The organism is Bifidobacterium saguini DSM 23967, from assembly GCF_000741715.1.
In the GTDB taxonomy this organism is placed as follows: Bacteria; Actinomycetota; Actinomycetes; order Actinomycetales; family Bifidobacteriaceae; genus Bifidobacterium; species Bifidobacterium saguini.
In genome coordinates this window covers 326,604-349,067 of record NZ_JGZN01000008.1, presented here as the reverse complement: position 1 = coordinate 349,067, position 22,464 = coordinate 326,604, and the positions used below count along the sequence as shown (strand labels likewise).

21 protein-coding genes and 1 tRNA gene are annotated in these 22,464 nt (G+C 54.8%); 17 read left to right on the top strand and 5 right to left on the bottom strand.

What is annotated here, in order from left to right; all coding sequences use genetic code 11:
• Nucleotides 1-36 precede the first annotated feature (36 nt).
• Nucleotides 37-225, bottom strand: coding sequence for a hypothetical protein (locus BISA_RS07730; RefSeq protein WP_033891169.1), 189 nt, complete (start codon nucleotides 223-225; stop codon nucleotides 37-39).
• Nucleotides 226-376: 151 nt separating this feature from the next.
• Between BISA_RS07730 and BISA_RS07725 the strand changes: the two genes are divergently transcribed.
• Entirely contained in the window at nucleotides 377-1,042 is a 666-nt protein-coding gene (locus BISA_RS07725) for a hypothetical protein (protein ID WP_033891168.1), read from the top strand.
• 1 nt (nucleotide 1,043) lies between these two features.
• On the opposite strand, the gene BISA_RS07720 is transcribed toward BISA_RS07725, so the two are convergent.
• On the bottom strand, nucleotides 1,044-1,973 hold the full coding sequence (locus tag BISA_RS07720; RefSeq protein WP_033891167.1) for a tyrosine-type recombinase/integrase: 930 nt from the start codon (nucleotides 1,971-1,973) through the stop codon (nucleotides 1,044-1,046).
• Between the two features lie 304 nt (nucleotides 1,974-2,277).
• Between BISA_RS07720 and BISA_RS07715 the strand changes: the two genes are divergently transcribed.
• Nucleotides 2,278-2,350: transfer RNA gene (locus BISA_RS07715), tRNA-Asn, on the top strand.
• A 50-nt stretch (nucleotides 2,351-2,400) separates the two neighbouring features.
• Here BISA_RS07715 and BISA_RS07710 read toward each other — a convergent pair.
• Entirely contained in the window at nucleotides 2,401-3,183 is a 783-nt protein-coding gene (locus tag BISA_RS07710; protein ID WP_033891166.1) for a hypothetical protein, read from the bottom strand.
• A 301-nt stretch (nucleotides 3,184-3,484) separates the two neighbouring features.
• Between BISA_RS07710 and BISA_RS07705 the strand changes: the two genes are divergently transcribed.
• On the top strand, nucleotides 3,485-4,198 hold the full coding sequence (locus tag BISA_RS07705; protein WP_033891165.1) for a M23 family metallopeptidase: 714 nt from the start codon (nucleotides 3,485-3,487) through the stop codon (nucleotides 4,196-4,198).
• Between the two features lie 12 nt (nucleotides 4,199-4,210).
• On the opposite strand, the gene BISA_RS07700 is transcribed toward BISA_RS07705, so the two are convergent.
• Nucleotides 4,211-5,905, bottom strand: a complete 1,695-nt coding sequence (locus BISA_RS07700; RefSeq protein ID WP_033891164.1) for a substrate-binding domain-containing protein — start codon at nucleotides 5,903-5,905, stop codon at nucleotides 4,211-4,213.
• Nucleotides 5,906-6,075: 170 nt separating this feature from the next.
• Complete coding sequence (locus BISA_RS07695; RefSeq protein ID WP_033891162.1) at nucleotides 6,076-7,293, bottom strand: NADP-dependent isocitrate dehydrogenase; 1,218 nt, start codon at nucleotides 7,291-7,293, stop codon at nucleotides 6,076-6,078.
• 128 nt (nucleotides 7,294-7,421) lie between these two features.
• On the opposite strand from BISA_RS07695, the gene BISA_RS07690 reads away from it, so the two are divergent.
• The 14 genes from BISA_RS07690 (at nucleotide 7,422) to BISA_RS07625 (ending at nucleotide 22,384) form a co-directional block, all read left to right on the top strand.
• Complete coding sequence (locus tag BISA_RS07690) at nucleotides 7,422-8,546, top strand: GuaB3 family IMP dehydrogenase-related protein (RefSeq protein ID WP_033891160.1); 1,125 nt, start codon at nucleotides 7,422-7,424, stop codon at nucleotides 8,544-8,546.
• Nucleotides 8,547-8,733: 187 nt separating this feature from the next.
• Entirely contained in the window at nucleotides 8,734-9,219 is a 486-nt protein-coding gene (locus BISA_RS07685; protein WP_033891159.1) for a hypothetical protein, read from the top strand.
• Nucleotides 9,220-9,283: 64 nt separating this feature from the next.
• Nucleotides 9,284-11,344, top strand: coding sequence for an AMP-dependent synthetase/ligase (locus BISA_RS07680; RefSeq protein ID WP_033891157.1), 2,061 nt, complete (start codon nucleotides 9,284-9,286; stop codon nucleotides 11,342-11,344).
• 5 nt (nucleotides 11,345-11,349) lie between these two features.
• Complete coding sequence (gene def, locus BISA_RS07675; protein ID WP_033891156.1) at nucleotides 11,350-11,838, top strand: peptide deformylase; 489 nt, start codon at nucleotides 11,350-11,352, stop codon at nucleotides 11,836-11,838.
• 295 nt (nucleotides 11,839-12,133) lie between these two features.
• Nucleotides 12,134-12,964 carry a 30S ribosomal protein S2 gene (rpsB, locus tag BISA_RS07670; protein WP_033891155.1) on the top strand — a complete coding sequence of 277 codons (831 nt, stop codon included), beginning with the start codon at nucleotides 12,134-12,136 and terminating at the stop codon, nucleotides 12,962-12,964.
• An 80-nt stretch (nucleotides 12,965-13,044) separates the two neighbouring features.
• Entirely contained in the window at nucleotides 13,045-13,896 is an 852-nt protein-coding gene (tsf, locus tag BISA_RS07665) for a translation elongation factor Ts (protein ID WP_033891153.1), read from the top strand.
• Between the two features lie 176 nt (nucleotides 13,897-14,072).
• A complete protein-coding gene (pyrH, locus tag BISA_RS07660) occupies nucleotides 14,073-14,813 on the top strand; it encodes a UMP kinase (protein WP_033891152.1) in 741 nt (246 codons plus the stop codon).
• A 69-nt stretch (nucleotides 14,814-14,882) separates the two neighbouring features.
• A complete protein-coding gene (frr, locus tag BISA_RS07655; RefSeq protein ID WP_033891151.1) occupies nucleotides 14,883-15,434 on the top strand; it encodes a ribosome recycling factor in 552 nt (183 codons plus the stop codon).
• A 22-nt stretch (nucleotides 15,435-15,456) separates the two neighbouring features.
• The gene (locus BISA_RS07650) at nucleotides 15,457-16,443 is read left to right on the top strand and encodes a phosphatidate cytidylyltransferase (RefSeq protein WP_033891149.1); all 987 of its coding nucleotides are present in this window, start codon (nucleotides 15,457-15,459) and stop codon (nucleotides 16,441-16,443) included.
• 132 nt (nucleotides 16,444-16,575) lie between these two features.
• Nucleotides 16,576-17,745: a dual-specificity RNA methyltransferase RlmN gene (gene rlmN / locus BISA_RS07645; protein ID WP_033891148.1), complete on the top strand. Its 1,170-nt coding sequence runs from the start codon at nucleotides 16,576-16,578 to the stop codon at nucleotides 17,743-17,745.
• Nucleotides 17,746-17,942: 197 nt separating this feature from the next.
• Entirely contained in the window at nucleotides 17,943-18,713 is a 771-nt protein-coding gene (gene hisF, locus BISA_RS07640) for an imidazole glycerol phosphate synthase subunit HisF (RefSeq protein WP_033891147.1), read from the top strand.
• A 76-nt stretch (nucleotides 18,714-18,789) separates the two neighbouring features.
• Complete coding sequence (hisI, locus tag BISA_RS07635; protein ID WP_033891146.1) at nucleotides 18,790-19,188, top strand: phosphoribosyl-AMP cyclohydrolase; 399 nt, start codon at nucleotides 18,790-18,792, stop codon at nucleotides 19,186-19,188.
• A gap of 9 nt (nucleotides 19,189-19,197) precedes the next feature.
• A complete protein-coding gene (gene trpE / locus BISA_RS07630; RefSeq protein WP_033891145.1) occupies nucleotides 19,198-20,754 on the top strand; it encodes an anthranilate synthase component I in 1,557 nt (518 codons plus the stop codon).
• Nucleotides 20,755-21,007: 253 nt separating this feature from the next.
• Nucleotides 21,008-22,384 carry an amino acid permease gene (locus BISA_RS07625; protein ID WP_152597263.1) on the top strand — a complete coding sequence of 459 codons (1,377 nt, stop codon included), beginning with the start codon at nucleotides 21,008-21,010 and terminating at the stop codon, nucleotides 22,382-22,384.
• Nucleotides 22,385-22,464 lie beyond the last annotated feature (80 nt).

The window sequence follows — 22,464 nt, the reverse complement described above, 5'->3', positions numbered from 1 at the left end:
GATCGCAGCCGGCAAGGCTGCAGGGTATCAAGTGGGTCAAGAAGCTGGCGCGGAAGCATCCGCGGAGGCGGCCACGGAGGAGCCACCCACGCCATCCGCGCCCGCGGCCGGCACCGGCATCGAAACGGCCCCGTTCTCGTTCTCGCTCTCGTTCATATCATTCTCGCTCTCGCTCATAACGTTCTCGTTCTCTTTTTCGTTCATGTTTTCGTCCCGGCCGCTCATGGTCGCCTTCCTCGCCTTTCGATACGCATCAGTGTAACCAACACCAACACACCAAAAACCGAAACACCGAAACACCGAAAACTGGAAATATTGAAAGCTCTTTTAAACCGGAGTCGTCTAATTGTCTAAGACATTTTGGATAATCTAAGACATGTCTGAGCGAAATATGAAGGAATATACGCTTGCCGCCGCATCCGCTTTGACTGGAATCAGCAGCCCGGCTTTGGCGAAACGCATCCACCGTGGACGACTCAAGGCGCGGAAGGCCGATGGTGGACAGGCAAGCAGGTGGCTGCTCGATGAGACCACTGTCAAGAATCTCATGCAGGAGGAGCGCCCCTGGCTTGGAAGAGACGATGCATCCTCTGCGAAACCTGCTCCGTCGGAAAAGGACATGAAGGAAATCGGTTGTCTGCGCTCACGACTTGATGCCATACGCGAGCAGATTGAGCTTATGGAAGAGAATCTGGAGAATATCAGGTTAAACGAGAAACTGCTTGTGGACCTCATCGCTGCGAAGGTTCAGCTTGCAGAAATCAATGCGGCGAGGACTTCTGGGCGCAAGTCCACCGTAGTCCAATCTGGAGGCCCTCATGGAAGCCGTCCTGTCACACGGCTTGGCGGTGACCTCGAACCGCGGCGATTCGTTTCGGTCAGCGAGGCCTCACGATGGCTGCGTGAGGAAGACCATAAACCGCAAGCGGTACCATCCAATATCAGTCAGGCGGCCCGCAAGGGCCTGAACGCTTACGGATATCAGTGGACGTACGAACCCGAGGAAGAGGTTTCCGAGCAATCGCAAGAAGACAGTGACTGATTCATCCTATTCTCGCGGTGCTCAACGAGTATGTGGCTATTCCTGCGCCAACGATTTGGTTGGTGGATATGGTGAGGCTACTATCGGTGCGTGCGGCGGATTCAACGGCGTTCCTCATCTCGTCTTGTACAAGACCTATGTATCTCATGGTGGTTGCGATGTTTGCGTGCCCCAGCATTCTGCTGACGAGAACGATGTTGCACCCGTTTCGATAGTAGGCGGCAGTTGCGAAACGGCGTCGCAGGCTGTGGGATGGGTACCCGGTGGCGGTTTTGATTCGCTTGGCGACGTAATCAACTCCGCAATGCCCGCCGACCGCACCCGGGAACAACCATGTGCCGTCTCGCTGCGCCAGTGCGATAGCCAGTTTTGACGGGATGGGCAGGGTTCGTTCCTTGTTTCCCTTTCCGTGGATGTGCAGCAACTTGCCGTCCTCGGCGGATTCTATGTCGTTTGCGAGATTGATGCGGGTCATCTCGATGCGCCTCAGCCCGCAGAAGGCACCAAGCATTACGGCCAGGCGGGCATCGCGGTCGGGGGAGGCGAGCCCCTGTTCGATGCTTTCCTCGGGGCATATCAACCCGGACGGAAGGGTCATGGGCACAGAGGGCACGTCGTCGGCGGGGTTCAAGACAGCCAATTCGTGCCTGACGGCCCATTGATAGAAAACCTTGACGCAGCTCCGCATTCCCCGTTTGGCCTCGGTGCCCATGCCTGCCAAATAGAATATGAGATCATCCTCGGTGACATCGGCTATCGGCTTGTCAACGATGCGGGAGAACTGAGATATCTGATACCAACGGGTTCGCAACGTATCGTCCGTGCGACCCAAAGCCTTCAGCCAGTCAATCCACAGTTCAACCGGTTCGGCCCAGTCCTTGCGTGGCTCGACGTGCATTATGCATCTACGATTGGTGGTCCAGTACTGCATGACCGCTCCTTCGCGCTGATGAGGCGGCATCGTCGCCGTCCGTCAGAAAAAGAATTCTACGCAGACTGTCAAATATATCGAAGCGGTTATAGATGAAATGAAGATTCAAGAGAGCGCGAATAGTACCGAGCGATTAGACACGCCGATTTGGAGAATCAGCAAACGGGCTGTATTATCTCTACCTGTTGTCGAAAGCCCTACGACAGTGACATTGAATCGGAACCGTATATCGGACGGTCACTGGTTCAAGCCCAGTCGCAGGAGCTCATCTGGTCGGGAACGTCCAGAATGAAAAATTAAATATTCCTGCGTAGCTCAGTTGGCAGAGCATCCGACTGTTAATCGGACGGTCACTGGTTCAAGCCCAGTCGCAGGAGCTCATCTGAGGCCTCTCCGCTTGGAGGGGCCTCGTTGTTTTTCAGAGCCACTATGAGTTTTGATGCTTCGCACGCAGCCGGGCGAATAACCAGAATGGAAGGCCGAATGCTGCAGCGTCTTCCAGAAGAAGCACGATAGTGGTGGGAATCATCCAACGAGCATCCACCACGGGAATGCTGATTCCTGTCATAAGGGCAGCAATGAAGACACATAGCCAGGTAACGAATATCATTATGGGCTGGTCTTCGATGGGTTTGTTGCTGCCTACTATCGCATAAGCTACGACAAACATCAGAATTATGATGAGCGCCATAAAGAACAGATTGATCAGCATGGTTTCGCCGGCGTTCAGTATATTGATTGTGATGTTGGCCTTGTAGTCGCCGCTGTATACGGTTGCGGTATCTCCTTGCAGAGTAACGCCGCCAGAGACGGCTTTCCCTCCCTGATAGAACCATAACGGCCCATAGCGTGTTTCTCCGAACAGATAGGGGTATCCAGGGTCTTCCAGCCATGCAAACACCTTGCCTCCGCTGGTGTGCATCCCCCAGATGCCACAGGATTGCTCGAGGGTTTGTCTGGCAACACCTTTGTGCAGGGATTTCACGGTCATACCTATGGTCGACATAATGAAGATTTGGATCGCGGCAATCACCACGTACCATGCTGCCGTTTTAGGGTGAACACGCCATGCGTTTGGCTTGCGCAGGAACCGATAGGCGAGCAGCAGCGTCGCGGCGAGGCCTCCTGCTGACACACCAATCATGATGATTGGTTCAATATTGTTCTGGCTTAACGGGTTGACGCTTAGTGGAACCTCGCAAACCTTCATCTGGGTTCTCCTCACCATCAGGCTGCGTCATTGCACTGATATACTGCTGCAGCATTGCTCATCGTTCTTTATTATGCCATTGAGCTGTTCTATGGTCTCGAGTTTTTCCGTGCAAAACGAGGATTTCGGCAGCATGCTTCTACCAAACGCTTTTCTTTATGTGGATAACTTGGCAAGCTAGAACCACATAACCCGTTTGCGCTGGACAGCAGAGCTTCGTATGCCTCAATGTTGAACGTATCGGCAACGGTGCCGGGAATTGATGATCCTGTATCAGTGGAGAGAGAAAGAAGGCGGGCGAATGAACGGATATTGGTTTGATTGGCGTCGGCAGTCAGCGCGGCGAGCTATGCGGCAGCGTGAACAAGAGCGCCAGCAGGCTCAGGAACAGCAGACCAGGGTTGACGCTGCGGTTGCAGTTGCCTCGGTGGTAGGCCTGCTGCTGGCCCTATTGATTGGAATATCGTTTGCTAATGGCAGCAGTGACGCATTGTATTCGCAGGGCATGGATAGCTCTTGTGCGCCATTGGGCAGTGCGGAACAATCCGGTTTGGTGTTGGCTGATTTTACTGATTTATCGACATGGGAGCAGCGTGCTGCTCCCCAATGTTCGGCGCAATTTGCGTGGCCTGTACATGATGCAATTGTTGCTGACTCGTTCGATCAACCGCTTACTCCTTGGGCTGCTGGGCATCGCGGATTGGATCTGAGCACGAGTTCAGGGGAGGTGATCTTGGCGCCCGGAGCCGGAACGATAAGTTTCGCGGGCAAAGTGGGTGGCAAGGATGTGGTGAGTGTCCGACATCGTGGGGGAGTGACATCAACTTTTGAGCCGGCCCTCACCGATCTGTCTGTTGGGACCACGGTGCTTGCAGGCGATGCGATAGGCGTGGTTCGTGGTGATTCCGATCACTGTGAAGACAGCTGCTTGCACTGGGGTTTAAAGCGAGGCTCCAATGACTATCTTGATCCGGAGCTTTACACTGTGGAACGCAAAATCGTGCTCAAGCAGTAGCGGCGGAGACCATCACAGGCCTGCATCCGCAAGCGTGATGTATCCAGGGTCAATCAGTGTTGCTTTGAGATTGCTGGCACCCACGGCAAGTACCGGTTCGTTCAGCGTCGGCACCTTCTTGATGCCTCCGACTTCCGTGTTCTTGACTGCGGATAGTGAACTGATGTTTTCTCCGGTGTTCAGTTTGCCGCACATTTCGGCAATATCTGATGCCAATGTAGCTCGATTTTCGATGCCTGTCATCCACTGCTTGCCATTGACTACGGAAGGAATGGAAGAAATATATGCGCCATAGCCGGTAACCAGAGGCCATTGGGAATCCTTGGCCTTAGCGGATGCGTCGTCGTCGGTTTTGGATCCGTGGGCGTCGTTCGTGTCGTCATTCTCGGGAGATTTGATGGGGTCAGGCACCTGTTCGCGCTGCAGATCCTTTTTACCTGCGATATTGCCTACAATTCCGGCAATGGTAATTTGAGGATTAATATCTGCCGCAGAACCGGTGTACCCCAGCTGATCCAGTTCCTTGACTACTTCGGAGGCAACATAATCATTCATGGCGATAACGCCATCGATTCTGGTAGGGGTCGAATCCACGTCGTCTGTTTCGAGACGACTATCCAATTCCTTGGCGGTGGCATCGTTTTTGCTCGCGTCGTAAGCCACGTTCAGCCAATCCTTTTGCGTGGACGTGCCATCCAGCGTGCCCGAAGGGCTTACTACCACACCTTTTTGATAGTAGGCGCCAAGTACTTGCCAGATTCCTTGGAAGGCTTCTTCGGCAAACGTGTCGTCCACGTTGGTGTCACTACGGTCGGTGGGTGTATACGGAAGCAGCACTTCAATATGCTTCGGATTATCCTTGCTGGCTTTATCCAATTCCAGCTTTGCCGCCAGCTTCTCCGCTTGAAGATGACCAATGGTGCGGGCGTCGGAGAATTGCACGAATGCATCCGGCTTGTATCCCTCGATGCTATTGGCCAACAGCACCACATGCATACCCGATTCTTGGGCAAGCTTCAACGAAGACACCAGCCTCTGCACGGCTTGCGTCTGGTCCGAGTCGTCCGAGTCTTCAGAGGAGCTGGCGCCTGCCGAATTTGACTTATTCGTTGCCTCAGCATCTGAATCGGAGGTGCCGCTATCAGCATTATTGGCGGACGAAGAATCGTTTGATTGGCCGTCGGTATCGTCAGCATTGGCGGAGCCCTCACTGACATCCTGATCGGTATTCAATTCCTGGCTGACATAATCACCGTATTGGCGAGTCGAATCATCTGCTTGCACCACGGGGGCGACTAGCAGTGTCATATTCTCAGGCTCGATAGTAATGCCGGAATCATCGGATTTATTTTTGCCGGATAAATGATCGACTACATAATCCTGAATGGCTCGGCTCTGCTTATCAAGAGAGTCGGAGGTGGTGTGAGACACGTTTTTCTTCTTGAATCCGTAATCAGTCAGTGCGTTGGTCAATTCCGGCGTCAGTTTGGCCCACTTGTTCAAAGGCGTCTGCTGATTCAAAGTGATGCCATCAGAGGGTGTAAATAAAGCAACGGTTCCCACGGAGTCGGAGGTTACAGTTGTTTGATCTTTGCCGGTGACGGTTTGTTCGGCGGTCTCTGAGGTGCACGCGGTCAAGGACAACGCCATAGCGCATGAAGCGGCGATAGCGGTAACAACGGTGACGGAACGTCGTGCGAACCCCATAAGTGTACGAATCCTCCTTGGCGGGTAGCCAACATCAATCAAATGCACTGTGGCACGATTGTAGTAGAGGGGACATGAAAAATCCCGGATACATGCACGATAGCGGCATATATCCGGGATGAATCAGGGAGCATTGATGCCTGAGCGGCTAGCAATGCTGGGATGGAATATCAGGCAAGTGCCTTGCGCAGGTTCTCATCCAGCGCATTCATGAAGCCTTCGGTATCCAGCCACGGTTCATCAGGACCGATAAGCATGGCTAGATCCTTGGTCATCTGACCGCCTTCCACGGTATCGATAATGACCTTCTCCAACGTTTCAGCGAAATGACGGACTTCAGGCGTGCCATCCAAGTCGGCGCGATGCTTGAGGCCGCCGGTCCATGCGAAGATGGACGCAATCGGGTTGGTGGAAGTCTTCTCACCTTTGAGCCAACGACGGTAATGACGGGTCACTGTGCCGTGAGCGGCTTCCGCCTCAACGGTTTGACCATCCGGGGTCATCAGTACAGAGGTCATAAGACCGAGCGAGCCGAAGCCCTGAGCCACGGAATCGGACTGCACGTCGCCGTCGTAGTTCTTGCATGCCCAGATATAGCCGCCATGCCATTTCAGGGAGCTTGCCACCATGTCGTCGATTAGACGATGCTCGTACGTCAATCCTTCAGCGGCGAACTTGTCCTTGTATTCGGTTTCGAAGACTTCGGCGAAAATGTCTTTGAACTGGCCGTCGTACGCCTTCAGAATCGTGTTCTTGGTAGACAGGTACACCGGATAATGGCGCATCAATCCGTAATTGAAGCATGCGCGGGCGAATCCACGAATGGAGTCGTTCACGTTGTACTGCACCTGTGCCACGCCGCCGTCCGGCCCATAGTTGTATACCACATGCTGAATGGGCTCGGAACCATCTTCGGGAGTAAAGGTGACGGTCAGTTGACCGGCGCCAGGGACTTTGAAATCAGTGGCCTTGTATTGATCGCCGAATGCGTGACGAGCCACCACAATCGGCTTGGTCCAGCCGGGAACCAAACGCGGCACGTTGCTCATCACAATCGGCTCGCGGAAGATCGTGCCGCCCAGAATGTTGCGAATGGTGCCGTTAGGGGACTTCCACATCTTCTTCAGCCCGAATTCCTTGACTCGAGCTTCATCAGGGGTGATGGTGGCGCACTTGACGCCTACATGATGCTTTTGAATGGCGTGGGCGGCGTCGATGGTCACTTGGTCATCGGTTTCGTCACGATGCTGGATGCCCAGATCGTAGTAATCGAGATTGATGTCAAGATACGGCAGGATAAGCCTGTCCTTGATGTCCTTCCAGATCACGCGGGTCATTTCATCGCCGTCAAGTTCAACAACGGTGCCTTCGACCTTGATTTTGGCCATGCTTCCTCCTGATAGATTCTTCGCGGAATGCTCTTAGTCATATCGCATGTTTGTAACGAGACAATCCACCATTCGAGAATATGGACACAGAACCGGGGGAGTCCGTCCCCGGCAATACTCTGGAGACCATGTCTCAGGAAATTGAAATCGGTTTGGGTAAAAAAGCCCATCTCGGCTATGCGCTTGACGATGTAGCCATCGTTCCTTCACGTCGTACCCGCGATCCCGAAGACGTCTCCACGTCTTGGCAGATCGACGCTTATGAATTCGATGTACCGGTTATCGGAGCTCCTATGGATTCGGTCACCAGCCCTGCTACCGCCATTCAGATGGGCAAGATGGGTGCTCTTGGCGTACTGGATCTGGAAGGCTTGTGGACCCGTTATGACGATCCCGCGCCGCTGCTCGACGAGATTTCCCAGCTGCCGGCAGAAGAAGCCACTGCACGCATTCAGCAGATTTACTCCGAGCCGGTCAAGCCGGAGCTCATCACTCAGCGTTTGCACGAGATTCGTGCCGCAGGTGTTACCGTTGCCGGTGCCTTGTCTCCTCAGCGCACCCAGCAGTTCTACTCCACCGTGGTCGATGCCGGTGTCGATCTGTTCGTGATTCGTGGCACCGTGGTTTCCGCGGAGCATGTCTCGTCTACACACGAGCCGCTCAATCTGAAGAAGTTCATTTACGATCTTGACGTTCCGGTTATCGTCGGTGGCGCAGCCAATTACACGGCTGCCCTTCACCTGATGCGCACCGGCGCTGCCGGCGTGCTGGTCGGCTTTGGCGGTGGCGCGGTTTCCGCCACCCGTCAGACTCTCGGTGTTCAGGCTCCGATGGCCACCGCTATCGCTGATGTGGCTGAAGCCCGTCGTGATTACATGGATGAATCCGGTGGCCGCTACGTGCAGGTGATTGCTGACGGCGGCATGGGTGATTCCGGCAGCTTCGTCAAGGCTCTTGCGCTGGGTGCTGACGCGGTTATGCTCGGCGCTCCGTTGGCTCGTGCCGTTGAGGCCCCCGGTAAGGGCACTCATTGGGGGTCCGAGGCCCGCCATCAAACACTGCCCCGTGGCTACCGCACCACGGTCGGCACTGTGGCTCCGCTCGAGCAGATCTTGTTCGGCCCCAGCCACCAGGCAGACGGCAAGACCAACTTCATCGGTGCGTTGAAGCGTGCTATGGCTTCCACCGGTTATGTTGACGTGAAGAACTTCCAGCGCTGTGGCATGGTAGTTAACCCATACGCTGCTCGCTGATAGCGAAGCATAAACGCGACACTCGCCCGTAAAACAGACAGACATGATAATTCTGTTTGTTTTTACGGGCGTTTTTATACGTTGGGCAAAGCCGTTTTGACTCGGTATGCGTTTAGTGGTGTCGTTGTTCTCAGGTTCAGCCAACGGGGGTTGAATCGAGAAAGAAGGGGATCGAGGGGGATTGCCGATGGAATACTATGCCTTTTTCCACCATCATCGTGAGCCGCTGCCTAGCTTTGATGGGTTCATTACGGTGGAGCTATCAGACAGGCCCATCAGATACCATATGCAACCGCTGTTTCCTTGCAATATGGATGCTCAGGAATGCCACACTATGGCAATGGCGGCATGCAGGATCGCCTGCAACTGTGCGGATGCGATTCGAGGCAAGTTAAGCGTGGACAGACTCCAGCGTGCGCTAACTGCACCTTGCTTGGAACGATTGCAGACCATGCATCAGCTGTTGGATCTCCATATGCTCACCCATCCTGATATCAAAGCGAAATTCTGCTACCTTCCCACGGTCCCCAATCTGATCGATGGCATGATCACCAGTGACAGGACTATGGAATTGGCGGTATTCATGACTATCGGCAAGGAAAATCTTCGAGTCAATATGAAATTCCGTTTCATTGGATCGCGATGGATGTGCGTCTTTGCCGATTTAGGCTGATTTCTGCATGAACGGTTTGTGGCGGTGAGCGTAGTCATAGCACGTTTCGCCTATAGTGGAGCGTATGCGTGAACATGTTGAAGAACCTAGGTACGTCACCACAGACGAAGACACAGTCTTCTCGTTGCTGGCCAAGCGTGCGGCCCGCACCCCGGATGACACCATCGCCGAATGGCAGGATGAAAACACTCACCAATGGCACAGCGTAACCTCCAGCGAGATGCTTGCTAGGGTGCGCGAAGTAGCCAAAGGTCTGATGGGACTCGGGGTGAAGGCCGGCACGATGGTGCTGATTTATTCACCTACCTGCTACGAGTGGGGCGTCACTGATTTCGCTTGTGCGGCAATTGGCGCCGTAGTCGTTCCCGTGTATGAGACCGACTCCGCCAAGCAGACGGCCGGTATCATCGAAGAGGTGGATCCCGCCATCGCTTTTGCCGGAGATTTCCAACGTGCACAGACGCTTGAGCAGATTCGCACGAACCACCCGAGCATGAAATATGTGTTCAATTTCAAGGCTGACGGGCTGGATGCCGTGGCCGACTTCGGGCACGGCATCAGTGATGAGGAGCTTGATGCGGCTATTGCTCGTATCAAAGCGGACGATTTGCTTACCGTGGTCTACACTTCCGGCTCTACAGGCAAGCCAAAGGGCGCTATGCTCTCCAACCGCAATTACACGCATATCGTGCTTAACGGATATGAGATTTTGAATGGCATGCTCTACCGGGACAACCGACTGCTGCTGTTCCTGCCTTTGGCACACTGCTTCGCCCGATATATTCAATACGTTTGCATCGGCGGCTGCGGCGTAGTCGGTTACATTCCTAATGCCAAGCATCTGCTCGCTGATATTCGCAGCTTCAAGCCCACGTATCTGCTGGGTGTGCCTCGTGTGTTCGAGAAGGTGTACAATGCGGCCTCCCAGAAGGCTGGTGCCGGCATCCAGGGCCGCATCTTCGCACAGTCGGTAAAGCATTTTGTCAAGTGGAGCAAAGACGAGCAGGCTGGTCGTGGCCACTCCCTGCTTGAGCGCATGCGCCACTCCTTCTACATGGCCACTGTCGGCAAGTCGATTCGCTCCGCACTTGGCCCGAACCTGAGATGGCTGGCCTGTGGTGGCGCTCCGCTGAATGTTGATCTGGCCCACTTCTTCAACGGCATGGACGATATCACCTTCATTCAGGGATATGGCATGACCGAAACCGCAGCTCCGATGCTCGTCAACTGGGAGGACGATAACGAAGTCGGCTCGGTCGGCAAGCCCGGCCCCGGTATGGGTGTTCGACTTGGTGAGGATGATGAAATCGAACTCACTGGTCCGAACGTGTTCCTTGGCTACTACAAGCAGCCCGAACTCACCGCCGAAGCCATGACCGCGGATGGTTGGATTAGAACCGGCGATTTGGGCCGTATCGATGACAGGGGCTTCACGTTCATCACCGGCCGCAAGAAAGACATCATCATCACTGCCGGCGGCAAGAACATCAGTCCGGCCCCGATGGAAGACATCATCGATACCTGCCCGATAGTGGCGCATGCTGTGGTAGTGGGCGATGGCAAGCCCTTCGTCTCTGCGCTGATTGAGCTCGACCCTGACATGTTGCACTCGTGGCTGGAAGGCCAAGGGCTCAACGCCGAGATGACTCTCGATGAAGCCAAGGATAATGACGCGGTGCGCGCCTTTATCCAGCAATACGTCGATCAGGCCAACGCCAACGTGTCCCGTGCGGAATCCGTGCGCAAGTTCGTGATTCTCAACGAAGAATTCAGTCAGGATCGAGGCACGCTCACGGCAAGCATGAAGGTCGTGCGTCCAAAGGTGCTTCAGCGCTATGCCGACATTATCGAAAATGACCTCTATGCACCTAAGCCTTCAAACAAGCCGCTGCCTGCCACTGCGAAAATCATCGATAGCACTTCGGAAACAGTGAAGAAGGCTTCCGAGCAGGTCAAGCAGGCTTCCGAACAGATGAAGCAGGCTTCCGAACAGATGAAGAGCAGTGTGTCTGATTCGCTTGCTAGCGTGCAGGAGAAAATCAAGAAGTCCAAGGCTGAAGCCGAGGGCGCCGACGATGCCGAAGAGTCTCAAGCAGACGCAGGCGATAACAAGACTGAGGAGTAGAACCAGTGGCTATTCGCGAGATTCGTGTTGTACCGGATCCTGTACTGCGTACGAAATGCGATGAGATTAAGGAAATCACGCCGGCTGTGCGGCGTCTGGTGGATGATTTGCTCGAGACGGTGAACGATCCCGGACGTGCGGGGCTTTCCGCCAACCAGATCGGTGTCAGCCTGCGAGCATTCTCCTACAATATCGACGGCAAGATCGGTTACATCCTCAACCCGGTTATTGAAGAGACCTCCGGTGAGCAGTATGGTGACGAAGGTTGCCTTTCGGTGCCGGGACTTTGGTACAAGACTCGCAGGGCCGATTACGCCCGTGTGCGTGGTATTGATCTAGACGGCAAAGAGGTAGTGCTGGAAGGACATGGTCTTATGGGTCGTATGCTTCAGCATGAATGTGACCATTTGGATGGACACGTCTATCTGGATCGTTTGGAAAAGGAAGAACGACGCGAGGCATTGCGTTATATGCGCAATCGCTCAGCCAAGTAACCTCTGGCCAACTACCTCCAGCCGGTAGTCCATTACACCAAAAGCTCTTCTGCACACAAGCAGAAGAGCTTTTGGTTTAGGTGCTGTGTTATCGTTGAAACTTGTGTGCCACCCCGGCAATGAACGCAGTCGCAGGCGTTCGGCGCCACCCAATATTGTCAACCGGTACGCAACAAATTCGCGTCATGCTCGCGACGGCCTGTGTCGGTCGGCTGCAAACCCGTAATAACGGGGGAGCTGCTGCACGCAGGTGCGCATGACCAGGCAAGAACCGACAAGAAAGGTAGTAATACCAATGGCTCAGATTACTATGAGCGAAATGCTGAAGGCTGGTCTGCACTTCGGCCACCAGACCCGTCGTTGGAACCCGAAGATGAAGCAGTTCATCCTCACCCAGCGCAACGGCATTCACATCATCAACCTGTTCAAGTCGCTCGACATGATCGACAAGGCATACGACTTCATCAAGACCACTGTTGCCCACAATGGCACCGTGCTCTTCGTCGGCACCAAGAAGCAGGCTCAGGAAGCTATTGCCGCTCAGGCCACCCGCGTGAACATGCCGTACGTTTCCGAGCGTTGGCTCGGCGGTATGCTGACCAACTTCCAGACCGTTTCCAAGCGCGTGAACCGCCTCAAGGAACTTGAGGAGATGGACTTCACTGACGTCCACGGCTCCGGTCTGACCAAGAAGGAACTGCTGCTGCTCGAGCGCGAGAAGGACAAGCTGAACAAGCAGCTTGGCGGTATCCGCAACATGAACCGCACCCCGTCCGCTATGTTCGTGGTCGACATCACCAAGGAATCCCTGGCTGTTGAAGAAGCTCACAAGCTCGGCATTCCGGTTGTGGCCATCGTCGACACCAATGCTGATCCGGACATCGTCGACTACCCGATCCCGGCCAACGACGACGCTATCCGCGGCATCGAGCTGCTCACCAGCCTGATGGCTGATGCTGTGGCTGAGGGCCTGCTGGAGCGTTCCGGCCAGGCCACCAAGACCGCCGACTCCGAGCAGCCGATGGCTGCTTGGGAGAAGGAGCTCCTGACCAACGAGGCTCCTGCTGAGGCAGCTGCTCCGGCCGCCGCCGAAGGCGAAACCGCCGAGGCCCCGAAGGCTGAGTGATGCTCTACGATGGGAAGTGCCTGAACAAGCGCTTCCCATCCGTTTTGGGTAAGCAACATCTTCTTAAAGGAGAATAATCAATGGCAGCAATTACCGCCGCACTGATCAAGCAGGTTCGCGAGGACACCGGCGCCGGCATGCTCGACGTCAAGAAGGCCCTGACCGAAGCCGAAGGCGACGTGGCCCGCGCTAAGGAAATCATCCGCGCCAAGGGTATCGCCGCAGCTGGCAAGCGTGAAGGCCGTAAGGCTCAGGAAGGCACCATCGCCTCCAAGGTCGTCGAAGGTGCAGAAGGCGAGACCGGTTACGCCGTCGAGCTGAACTCCGAGACCGACTTCGTGGCCAAGACCCCGAAGTTCGTCGAATTCGCTGACGAGGTGCTCGGCTACGCCGTCGCCGCTGAGGCCAACAACGCTGAAGAGCTGGAAGCCGCCAAGGCTGGCGACTCCACCGTGAAGGTCGCCATCGAAGAAGCCGCCGCTCTGTTCGGTGAGCACGTTAAGGTCGGCCAGTTCGCCAAGATCTCCGGCGAGCACGTCGAGATCTACGCTCACAAGAAGTCCGCTGAGATGCCGCCGAGCATCGTCGCCATGATTGCCACCGACAAGGCTGGCGCTGCCGTGGCTCACGAAGCTGCTCTGCAGATCTCCGCTATGGGTGCCAAGTGGCTGACCCGCGAGGACGTTCCGGCCGATGTGGTCGAGTCCGAGCGTCGCGTGGCCACCGAGAAGTCCCAGGCTGAGGGCAAGCCGGAGAAGATCATCCCGAAGATCGTCGAAGGCCGTCTCAACGCATTCTTCAAGGAAGTCGTGCTGCTCGAGCAGCCGTTCGTCAAGGATCCGTCCAAGACCGTCGGCAAGCTGTTCGAGGAAGTGGGCGGCAAGGCTACTGCCTTCGCCCGCATCGAGGTCGGCAAGGGCGAAGAGGAGTGAGCTTAGCGCTCATCCGATGCGCCTGACGCATTGATATGAAAATGCCATCCAAGACAAGTTCCTTGGATGGCATTTTCATTGTGAGGGTGTCGTTGCACAGGGGTGTCGCTGTAAACCGATACCCTTATCTACGGATATTTTTAGGCACTTTTCGTGGTCAAGGAAAGGCAACATAAATGACTGAAAGCGATAAGCCGCGTAGGGTTCTGCTGAAGCTGTCCGGTGAGGCGTTCGGCGGTGGCAAGGTTGGCATCGATACTCATGTGGTTCGACGCATTGCCGAGGAAATCGTTCCGGCCGTCCAGCAGGGTGTGCAGGTCGCCATTGTGGTTGGCGGCGGCAACTTCTTCCGTGGCGCTGAACTTCAGCAGGCTGGCATCGATCGTTCCCGTGGCGATTACATGGGCATGCTCGGTACCGTGATGAACTGCCTCGCCTTGCAGGACTTCCTGGAGCAGGAAGGCCAGTCCACTCGTGTGCAGACCGCCATTACTATGGGCCAGGTCGCTGAGCCGTATATTCCGCTCAAGGCCATCCGCCATCTGGAAAAGGGCCGTGTGGTTATTTTCGGTGCTGGTGCCGGTATGCCATACTTCTCCACTGATACCGTGTCCATCCAGCGCTCTTTGGAAATTCATTGCGATGAAGTGTTGATGGGCAAGAACGGTGTCGATGGCGTGTACACTGCCGATCCGCGCAAGGATCCAGAAGCTAAGCGTTTCGCCACTTTGAGCTACAAGCGAGCTTTGGTCGACAATCTGGCCGTCATGGATGCAGCTGCCCTGTCTATGGCTCGCGACAATCGCAAGCTCATCCGCGTCTTCGGCCTGGAGGGTGCAGGCAATGTGACTCGTGCCTTGGTGGGTGAGGAAATCGGCACCTTGGTTTCCACCGCCGAGTCGCGCGTAGCCGAGTGAGATCAACGCCTACAATCAAATAACAAGCGTTCATAGAAGAACACCACTGTCCAACAACAAGGAGTGAATATGTCTCTTATCGATCAGGCCAAGGAACAGATGGCCAAGACCGTGGAAAACACCAAGGAGAACTTCTCCGGCATCCGCACCGGTCGTGCTAACCCGGCACTGCTCAACGGCATCATGGTCGACTACTACGGTGCTCCGACCCCGATCAAGGCCGTGGCCTCCATCGGCGTGCCTGAACCGCGCACCCTCGCCGTCACCCCGTTTGATGCATCCCAGGCAGCAGCCGTGGAAAAAGCCATTCGTAACTCTGATCTTGGCATCAGCCCGAACCGTGATGGCAACGTCATTCGTCTGACCATGCCGGAGCTCACCGAAGACCGTCGTAAGGAATACGTCAAGCTTGCCAAGGGCAAGGCTGAAGATGGCAAGGTCGCAGTGCGCAACATTCGCCGTAAGACCAAGGAAACCATCGACAAGTCCGTCAAGGACGGCGATATGGGCGAGGATGAGGGTGATCGTCTGCTCAAGGAGCTTGACAAGGTCACCAAGTCCATCACCGATGAAATCGATGCACTGCTGGAAACCAAGCAGAAGGAGATCATGGAGGTCTGAGAAGACCAGCCGGAATATTGTCATGGAACGTAACGAACAACTGCACGAAGAGGCCGAAGAGGCCCTCGACCAAATCAATAAGAAGACTGGCCGCAATATGCCGCAGGCCATTGGCACGGCTGTGCTGCTTATTGCCTTGATTCTAGGGGCTCTGCTATTCAGCATCGACCTGTTCGTGCTGTTGGTCGTGGTATTTATGATTCTGGCATTGTGGGAGCTCCGAGTGGATTTTGCCACTGTGGGGCTCCACATTCCGGTAATTATGCTGTGGATATGCTCAGCGGGCACGTTATTGGCTACGTATTATGCCCCATATCATTTGATTACGATGTCGCTGAGTATCATTGTGTCCATCATTCTCGTTGCTATTGCCGCCAGTGCGAAAATTAGTTTCGGCAATCGTTTGTCTTTGGCGGTTGCCGGTAAGCTATCGAATACGGACGCCAGCGCTCGATTGGAATCATCCTTCAATCATGATGGTGGCGAACTGCATCATTCCCGTTTGAGCCATGTGGCTGTTTCGGTACTGACGGTACTGTATATTCCACTGTTGGCCAGCTGTATCATTATTCCGCTCACGTTTAATGGTCATCCGGTTGCTCATGCCATTATGCTGGTATTCCTGCCGGCTCTTTCCGACACTGGTGGTTTGTTCGCCGGTGCATGGTTGGGCAAACATAAGCTCAGTCCTCGCATTTCACCGAAGAAATCCGTTGAAGGATTGATTGGCTCCATGCTGTTCGCTATGGCTGGCGCATTTGCTGTGTTCGCTTGCACATATGATTCCTCCGCATGGACCACGCGCTGGTGGGTGCCGATTGCTGCAGGCATACTTATCGGTACGGTGGGCACGTTCGGTGATTTATGTGCCTCCATGCTGAAGCGAGATATCGGCATTAAGGATATGGGCCATTTGCTCAAGGGACATGGCGGCGTCATGGATCGTGTGGATTCGATTTTGATGAGCGCACCCTTCACCTGTGCACTGCTGTGGGTCACTGGCCTGTAAATAACAGTCGTTCGTTGCAACGAATCATGATGATGGCGTCTTACTCAAGAGTGGTGAGGCGCCATCGCTGTTACGATGTGGCAACGCACATCGCCATGAACTTCTATTTGATTGATGAGAGCGAAGCAACATATGACTACGCACGATACTGATACTCCGGAAACCGGCATCACGCCAGGCGGCACTTCCGGCGCTTTCCGCGATGTGCTTTCCAAAGATCACGCTCGTCGAGGCAAGCCGCCGCTGCATTTCGTGGATATGACTCCCGAAGAGCGTATTGCCAAAGCAACCGAGCTGGGTCTGCCGAAGTTCCGAGTCAAGCAGCTGGCCAATCATTACTATGGTCACTTTGATGTGAATGCCGCCGAATTTACGGATTTTCCAGCGGCAAAGCGAGAGGAAGCGGCTGAAACATTCTTCCCGCAACTCATTACCGAAGTAACCCGTCAAGTAGCCGATCAGGGAACCACCATTAAAACATTATGGAAACTCTTTGATGGTTCATTGATTGAATCGGTGCTGATGCGATATCCCACTCGTACCACGCTCTGCATTTCCTCGCAGGTCGGCTGCGGTATGGGATGCCCGTTCTGCGCCACCGGCAAACTTGGCTTGACCCGCAACATGTCTGCCGGAGAAATCGTCGAACAGGTGCGTGTGGCCGCCAAGATGATGCGAGACGGTGAAGTGGCCGGGGGAGAAGGCCGTCTGAGCAATATCGTATTCATGGGCATGGGAGAGCCTATGGGCAACTACAAGTCTGTACTTTCCGCAGTTCGTCAGATTTCCTCCATGCCTCCGGAAGGTTTTGGTATTTCCGCGCGCAATATCACCGTTTCCACTGTGGGCGTGGTCCCTGGCATCAAGAAGCTGACTGCCGAAGGTATTCCGGTACGTCTGGCGGTCTCCTTGCACGCACCTAGCGATGAGTTGCGTGACGAATTGGTGCCAATGAATAAGCGTTTCAACACCACTCAGGTATTGGATGCCGCGCACGATTACTGGTTGGCCTCAAAGCGACGCGTCAGCATCGAATATGCGCTGATGCGAGGTATTAACGATCAGGCCGAACATGCACGTCTGCTAGCTAAACGACTGAATCATTACGGCGATAATTGGGCCCATGTGAATCCGATTCCGCTCAATCCGATTGAGGGCTCCAAGTGGACAGCCTCCAAACCGGAAGATGAACAGCGGTTCTTGGAAATCCTGCATGATGCCGGCATCACTGCCACACTGCGTGATACGCGTGGTCAGGATATCGATGGTGCCTGCGGTCAATTGGCAGCCAAGGAACGATAATTACACATATCTGGCACTTGAAAAGTCGGTTCCCTATCATATTCGCGATGGTAGGAAACCGACTTTTACCATATATGTTCACCTGCTTACTGCCGGTGATGAGCGTTCTCATATTGCAGAAACCTGAAGCACTCATGACATGAGAAGTAGGTAGGCTGATGGACTGTAGTAAGCGAAACCGAACAGGGGAGTGAAGCATGTCGCTGGCGGTACGAGTCATCCCGTGCCTGGATGTCGATAACGGTCGCGTGGTAAAAGGCGTGCATTTTGAGAATCTCAAGGATGCAGGCGATCCGGTGGAATTGGCGGCTGAATATTATCGTCAAGGAGCTGACGAACTCACATTCCTCGATGTCACCGCATCCAGCTCCCATCGCAGCACCATGATTGATGTGGTGTCGCGCACTGCTGAACAGGTTTTCATCCCGATGACGGTAGGCGGTGGCGTTCGTACGCCCGAAGATGTGGACTCACTGCTGCGCTGCGGTGCGGATAAGGTTGGTGTCAACACTGCGGCCATCAACGATCCTTCGCTGATTAGTCGTGTAGCTGAACGATTCGGCAATCAGGTTCTGGTACTTTCCGTGGATGCTCGCCGCGAGAAAGGCGAGCAGCATACGCAATCCGGTTTTGAAGTCACCACGATGGGCGGCCGTAAGTCCACCGGCATTGATGCCATCTGGTGGGTGAAGCGAGCTGAAGAACTCGGTGCTGGTGAGATTTTGCTGAATTCTATGGATGCAGATGGCACCCAGCAGGGCTTTGATCTTGAAATGATTCGAGAGGTCAGGAAAGAAGTCAAGATTCCGATTATCGCATCCGGTGGCGCCGGCAAGGTGGAGGATTTCCCTCCGGCTATTGAAGCTGGTGCTAATGCTGTGCTGGCGGCATCGGTGTTTCACTACGGCATCATGACCATTGCAGATGTCAAGGCTGAATTGAAGAAGCACGGTTACACCGTGCGGTAATCAGTTGTGTTCGTTCAACTGGACCCGTGAATTGACAGACAGTGTCTGCCGACATATTCGTTTATAGGTAGGAAACATGACAGATATTGCATACGACAACTCCACCGAGCTTGATCCGCGTATCGCGTCTCGGTTAAAGCGCGACGCCAGAGGATTGGTTGCTGCGGTAATCCAGCAGTACGACACTCATGAGGTGCTGATGGTTGGATACATGAATGATGAGGCGTTGCGCCGAACGCTGACTGATGGACGTGTGACTTTCTGGTCCCGTTCCCGTCAGGAATACTGGCGTAAAGGGGATACCTCTGGCCATGTGCAATATGTGAAAAGCGTGTCACTTGATTGTGACGGAGATGCACTGCTGGTTGAAGTCGACCAAGTGGGAGCGGCATGCCATACAGGTAAGCGCAGCTGCTTCCTTGAAGGCGGTCCTTTGCCAGTGGTTGAGGGACATCGTCCTGTAGAGCAGCACTAAGGAGCAAATATGAGCGAATGCAGCGTCAAGCACCTGAAGTGGGGTGCGACTTGGCCAAGTCGTGAGCAGTTCCATGAATTAGCGGATCAGGGATACCGTGTGATTCCCATTGTTCGCCGTCTGCTCGCAGATTCGCTGACGCCGGTTGGCTTCTATGAGCGTTTAGCTGGTGGTCGCAGCGGCACCTTCATTCTTGAATCCGCGGAATTCGGCGGCAGCTGGAGTCGCTACAGCTTTATTGGCGTCAATTCGATGGCTCAACTTCGCTCCAATAATGGACAGGCTGATTGGCTTGGCAAAGTGCCGGTTGGCGTGCCTGCTGAGGGTGATGTTATCGAAGTCGCTCATGCAGCGTTGAAAACCCTGAAAGCCCCGCATGTAGAAGGCCTGCCGAATCTGACTTCCGGTCTTGTTGGCACGGTCGGCTGGGATGCCATCCGTCACTGGGAGCCGACCTTGCGCGCCGAGGCACCGAACGAAACCGGCCAGCCGGAAACCGTACTGGCCTTGGCTACCGATATTGCCGTGGTCGATCACGTTTCCGGTTCAGTCTGGCTCATCGCCAACGCCGTCAATGTGGATAACAAGCCCACGCGTGCAGACAACGCCTACAACGAGGCTGTGGCACGCCTTGACCAGATGCAGCGTGATGCAGCCACGCCGACTCCGGGCGAAGCTCGCGTCAACGTGTTGGATGAGTCGGTGCCGCAGCCGGAGCTCCGTTTCCGCACGGAGAAAAGTCATTATGAGCATGCGGTCGAGGAAGCCAAGCGGTACATCGTTGATGGCGATGTGTTCCAGGTGGTTATTTCCCAGCGTCTCGACATCGATTCTCCTGCTGACCCGTTTGACGTCTACCGTGTGCTGCGCACGCTGAACCCAAGCCCGTACATGTATTTCATGGCGTTGACCGACGCCGAAGGCCGTGATTTCAATGTGATTGGCTCCAGCCCGGAAACCTTGATCAAGGTGGATAACGGCCATGCCATGACCTTCCCGATTGCCGGTTCCCGCCCGCGCGGTGCCACGCCGGAGGAAGACGAGAAGCTCGCCAAGGAACTGCTTGCCGATCCGAAGGAACGCAGCGAACACATCATGCTCGTGGATTTGTCTCGCAATGATTTGAGCAAGGTGTGCGTGCCGCAATCCGTGGACGTTGTACAGCTTATGGACATCAAGCGATTCAGTCACATCATGCACATCTGCTCCACGGTTACCGGCAAGGTCGACCCTTCGCTGACAGCCTTCGACGTGTTCAAGTCCGCATTCCCGGCTGGTACGCTTTCCGGCGCACCTAAGCCGCGTGCAGTGGAGATTATCGATGAGCTGGAGCCTGCGGATCGTGGCATCTACGGCGGTACAGTCGGTTATTTCGACTTCTCTGGCAACATGGACATGGCCATCGCCATTCGTACCGCGTTCCTGCGCGATCACGAAGCGAGTGTGCAGGCCGGCGCCGGCATCGTGCTCGACTCCGTGCCCGCAACCGAATGGCAGGAAACCCGCAATAAGGCGGAAGCCAGTGTCGAAGCTGTCCAGATTGCGGCCCAATTGCGCGAACTATAGAGCACATCTGCTGCTGCTGTAGCATGCTGCAGCGTATTTGCGTAATATCAATCGTGCCGATTGCCATATGGTAATCGGCACGATTGATATTAGGTATGATTGAACGGCATTACGCAATGACCAGATAAGGAGTTCAGGTATGGCGACCGCCGGTTCAGGCAAGACAGACATGAGCAGCGGTAATCCCACCGAATCTGTTACCGACAAAACCGGCGTGAATAAGTCCGTTGGTGAGCAAGGGCTCGAGCGGAAGATGGAGTCGCGCCATCTGACGATGATCTCCCTCGGCGGTGTGATTGGTACCGGTCTGTTTGTCTCTTCCGGTTATACGATTCATCAGGCTGGGCCTCTTGGCGCGATTCTTGCATATGCGGTCGGCTCCCTGCTGGTCTACTGCGTAATGGTTTCGCTTGGTGAGTTGTCTGTGGCGATGCCGTATGCCGGCAGTTTCCACATGTATGCGAAACGATTCATCGGCCCGGGTACTGCGTTTGTTATCGCCATCCTGTATTGGCTGAATTGGGCGGTGGCGTTGGCCAGCGAATTCACGGCGGCGGGATTGCTGATGCAACGTTGGTTCCCTGATTCTCCCGCCTGGATATGGTCAGCAGTGTTTATCGCTGTGGTATTCGTACTCAATATTTTGTCTGTACGCCTGTATGGTGAGGCGGAATTCTGGTTTGCGTCAATTAAAGTGTTCGCGATTGTGGCATTCATCGTGATTGGCCTGTTGGCTATTTTTGGTGCGATTCCGATAACTGGTTATGATTCGGCGCCGCTGTTCGGCAATTTTGTTGCCGATGGCTGGTTCCCCAATGGGTTTGCCCCTGTGTTCTCTACGCTGTTGACGGTGGTGTTCGCCTTCTCCGGCACTGAGGTTGTCGGCGTGGCTGCGGGTGAGACGAAGTCTCCGGATAAGGCGATTCCGAAGGCCGTGCACACCACGGTATTCCGTCTTGCTATTTTCTTCATCGGCTCGATTCTGGTGATGTCTGCGTTGATTCCTTGGCATAAGGCGGGAGTCGAGACTAGTCCGTTTGTGCTGGTGTTCCAATCGATTGGTATGCCGTTTGCCGGCGATGTGATGAACTTCGTGGTATTGACCGCAGTGCTGTCCGCAGCGAATTCCGGTCTGTACGTATGTTCTCGCATGGTTTGGTCTCTGGCCAAGGAACGCTTGATTCCAGCTCGGTTCGCCAAGACGAACTTTCATGGTGTACCCGTCTGGGCTGTGCTGTTTTCCATGATTGGTTCGCTTCTGGCGCTGCTTTCCTCGGTAATTGCCGCATCCACCGTGTATCTGGTGCTAGTGGCCGTTTCCGGATTGGCCACTTTGGTGGTGTGGTTCTCCGTATGCGTATGCCATATTCGATTCCGCCGCGAATGGGCGAAGGCAGGGCATAGCGTGTCTCAGCTTGGTTATCGCGCTCCCGGTTTCCCGGTGCTGCCGTGGCTTGCGATTGTGATGTGCATCGGTGCGCTCGTGCTCGTCATTCTGGATGACACTCAGCGTTCCACTTTGTATTGCATGATTCCGTTCGTCGCCTGCTGCTATGCCGGCTACTACATGCTTGAGCGCCGTCGCAAGCGAGAAGGCATAATCGCTGACGAGAATGGGCAGCATGAGTGAGCTTTTGATGGCAGCTCGGTAAACATAGGCCGGCATCGTGCTCTTTAAACATGAGACAGCGATTGTGAATTACTTCAATG

Bases quoted from the DNA above. Each gene is read 5' to 3' on its own strand.
- frr (WP_033891151.1), top strand. From the start codon at position 14,883: ATGTCTCTTATCGATCAGGCCAAGGAACAGATGGCCAAGACCGTGGAA.
- BISA_RS07730 (WP_033891169.1), bottom strand. From the start codon at position 225: ATGAGCGGCCGGGACGAAAACATGAACGAAAAAGAGAACGAGAACGTT.
- BISA_RS07650 (WP_033891149.1), top strand. From the start codon at position 15,457: ATGGAACGTAACGAACAACTGCACGAAGAGGCCGAAGAGGCCCTCGAC.
- BISA_RS07705 (WP_033891165.1), top strand. From the start codon at position 3,485: ATGAACGGATATTGGTTTGATTGGCGTCGGCAGTCAGCGCGGCGAGCT.
- BISA_RS07680 (WP_033891157.1), top strand. From the start codon at position 9,284: ATGCGTGAACATGTTGAAGAACCTAGGTACGTCACCACAGACGAAGAC.
- BISA_RS07720 (WP_033891167.1), bottom strand. From the start codon at position 1,973: ATGCAGTACTGGACCACCAATCGTAGATGCATAATGCACGTCGAGCCA.
- BISA_RS07690 (WP_033891160.1), top strand. From the start codon at position 7,422: ATGTCTCAGGAAATTGAAATCGGTTTGGGTAAAAAAGCCCATCTCGGC.
- BISA_RS07700 (WP_033891164.1), bottom strand. From the start codon at position 5,905: ATGGGGTTCGCACGACGTTCCGTCACCGTTGTTACCGCTATCGCCGCT.
- BISA_RS07725 (WP_033891168.1), top strand. From the start codon at position 377: ATGTCTGAGCGAAATATGAAGGAATATACGCTTGCCGCCGCATCCGCT.
- hisI (WP_033891146.1), top strand. From the start codon at position 18,790: ATGACAGATATTGCATACGACAACTCCACCGAGCTTGATCCGCGTATC.
- trpE (WP_033891145.1), top strand. From the start codon at position 19,198: ATGAGCGAATGCAGCGTCAAGCACCTGAAGTGGGGTGCGACTTGGCCA.
- BISA_RS07625 (WP_152597263.1), top strand. From the start codon at position 21,008: ATGGAGTCGCGCCATCTGACGATGATCTCCCTCGGCGGTGTGATTGGT.
- tsf (WP_033891153.1), top strand. From the start codon at position 13,045: ATGGCAGCAATTACCGCCGCACTGATCAAGCAGGTTCGCGAGGACACC.
- rlmN (WP_033891148.1), top strand. From the start codon at position 16,576: ATGACTACGCACGATACTGATACTCCGGAAACCGGCATCACGCCAGGC.
- BISA_RS07685 (WP_033891159.1), top strand. From the start codon at position 8,734: ATGGAATACTATGCCTTTTTCCACCATCATCGTGAGCCGCTGCCTAGC.
- pyrH (WP_033891152.1), top strand. From the start codon at position 14,073: ATGACTGAAAGCGATAAGCCGCGTAGGGTTCTGCTGAAGCTGTCCGGT.
- BISA_RS07695 (WP_033891162.1), bottom strand. From the start codon at position 7,293: ATGGCCAAAATCAAGGTCGAAGGCACCGTTGTTGAACTTGACGGCGAT.
- BISA_RS07710 (WP_033891166.1), bottom strand. From the start codon at position 3,183: ATGAAGGTTTGCGAGGTTCCACTAAGCGTCAACCCGTTAAGCCAGAAC.
- hisF (WP_033891147.1), top strand. From the start codon at position 17,943: ATGTCGCTGGCGGTACGAGTCATCCCGTGCCTGGATGTCGATAACGGT.
- rpsB (WP_033891155.1), top strand. From the start codon at position 12,134: ATGGCTCAGATTACTATGAGCGAAATGCTGAAGGCTGGTCTGCACTTC.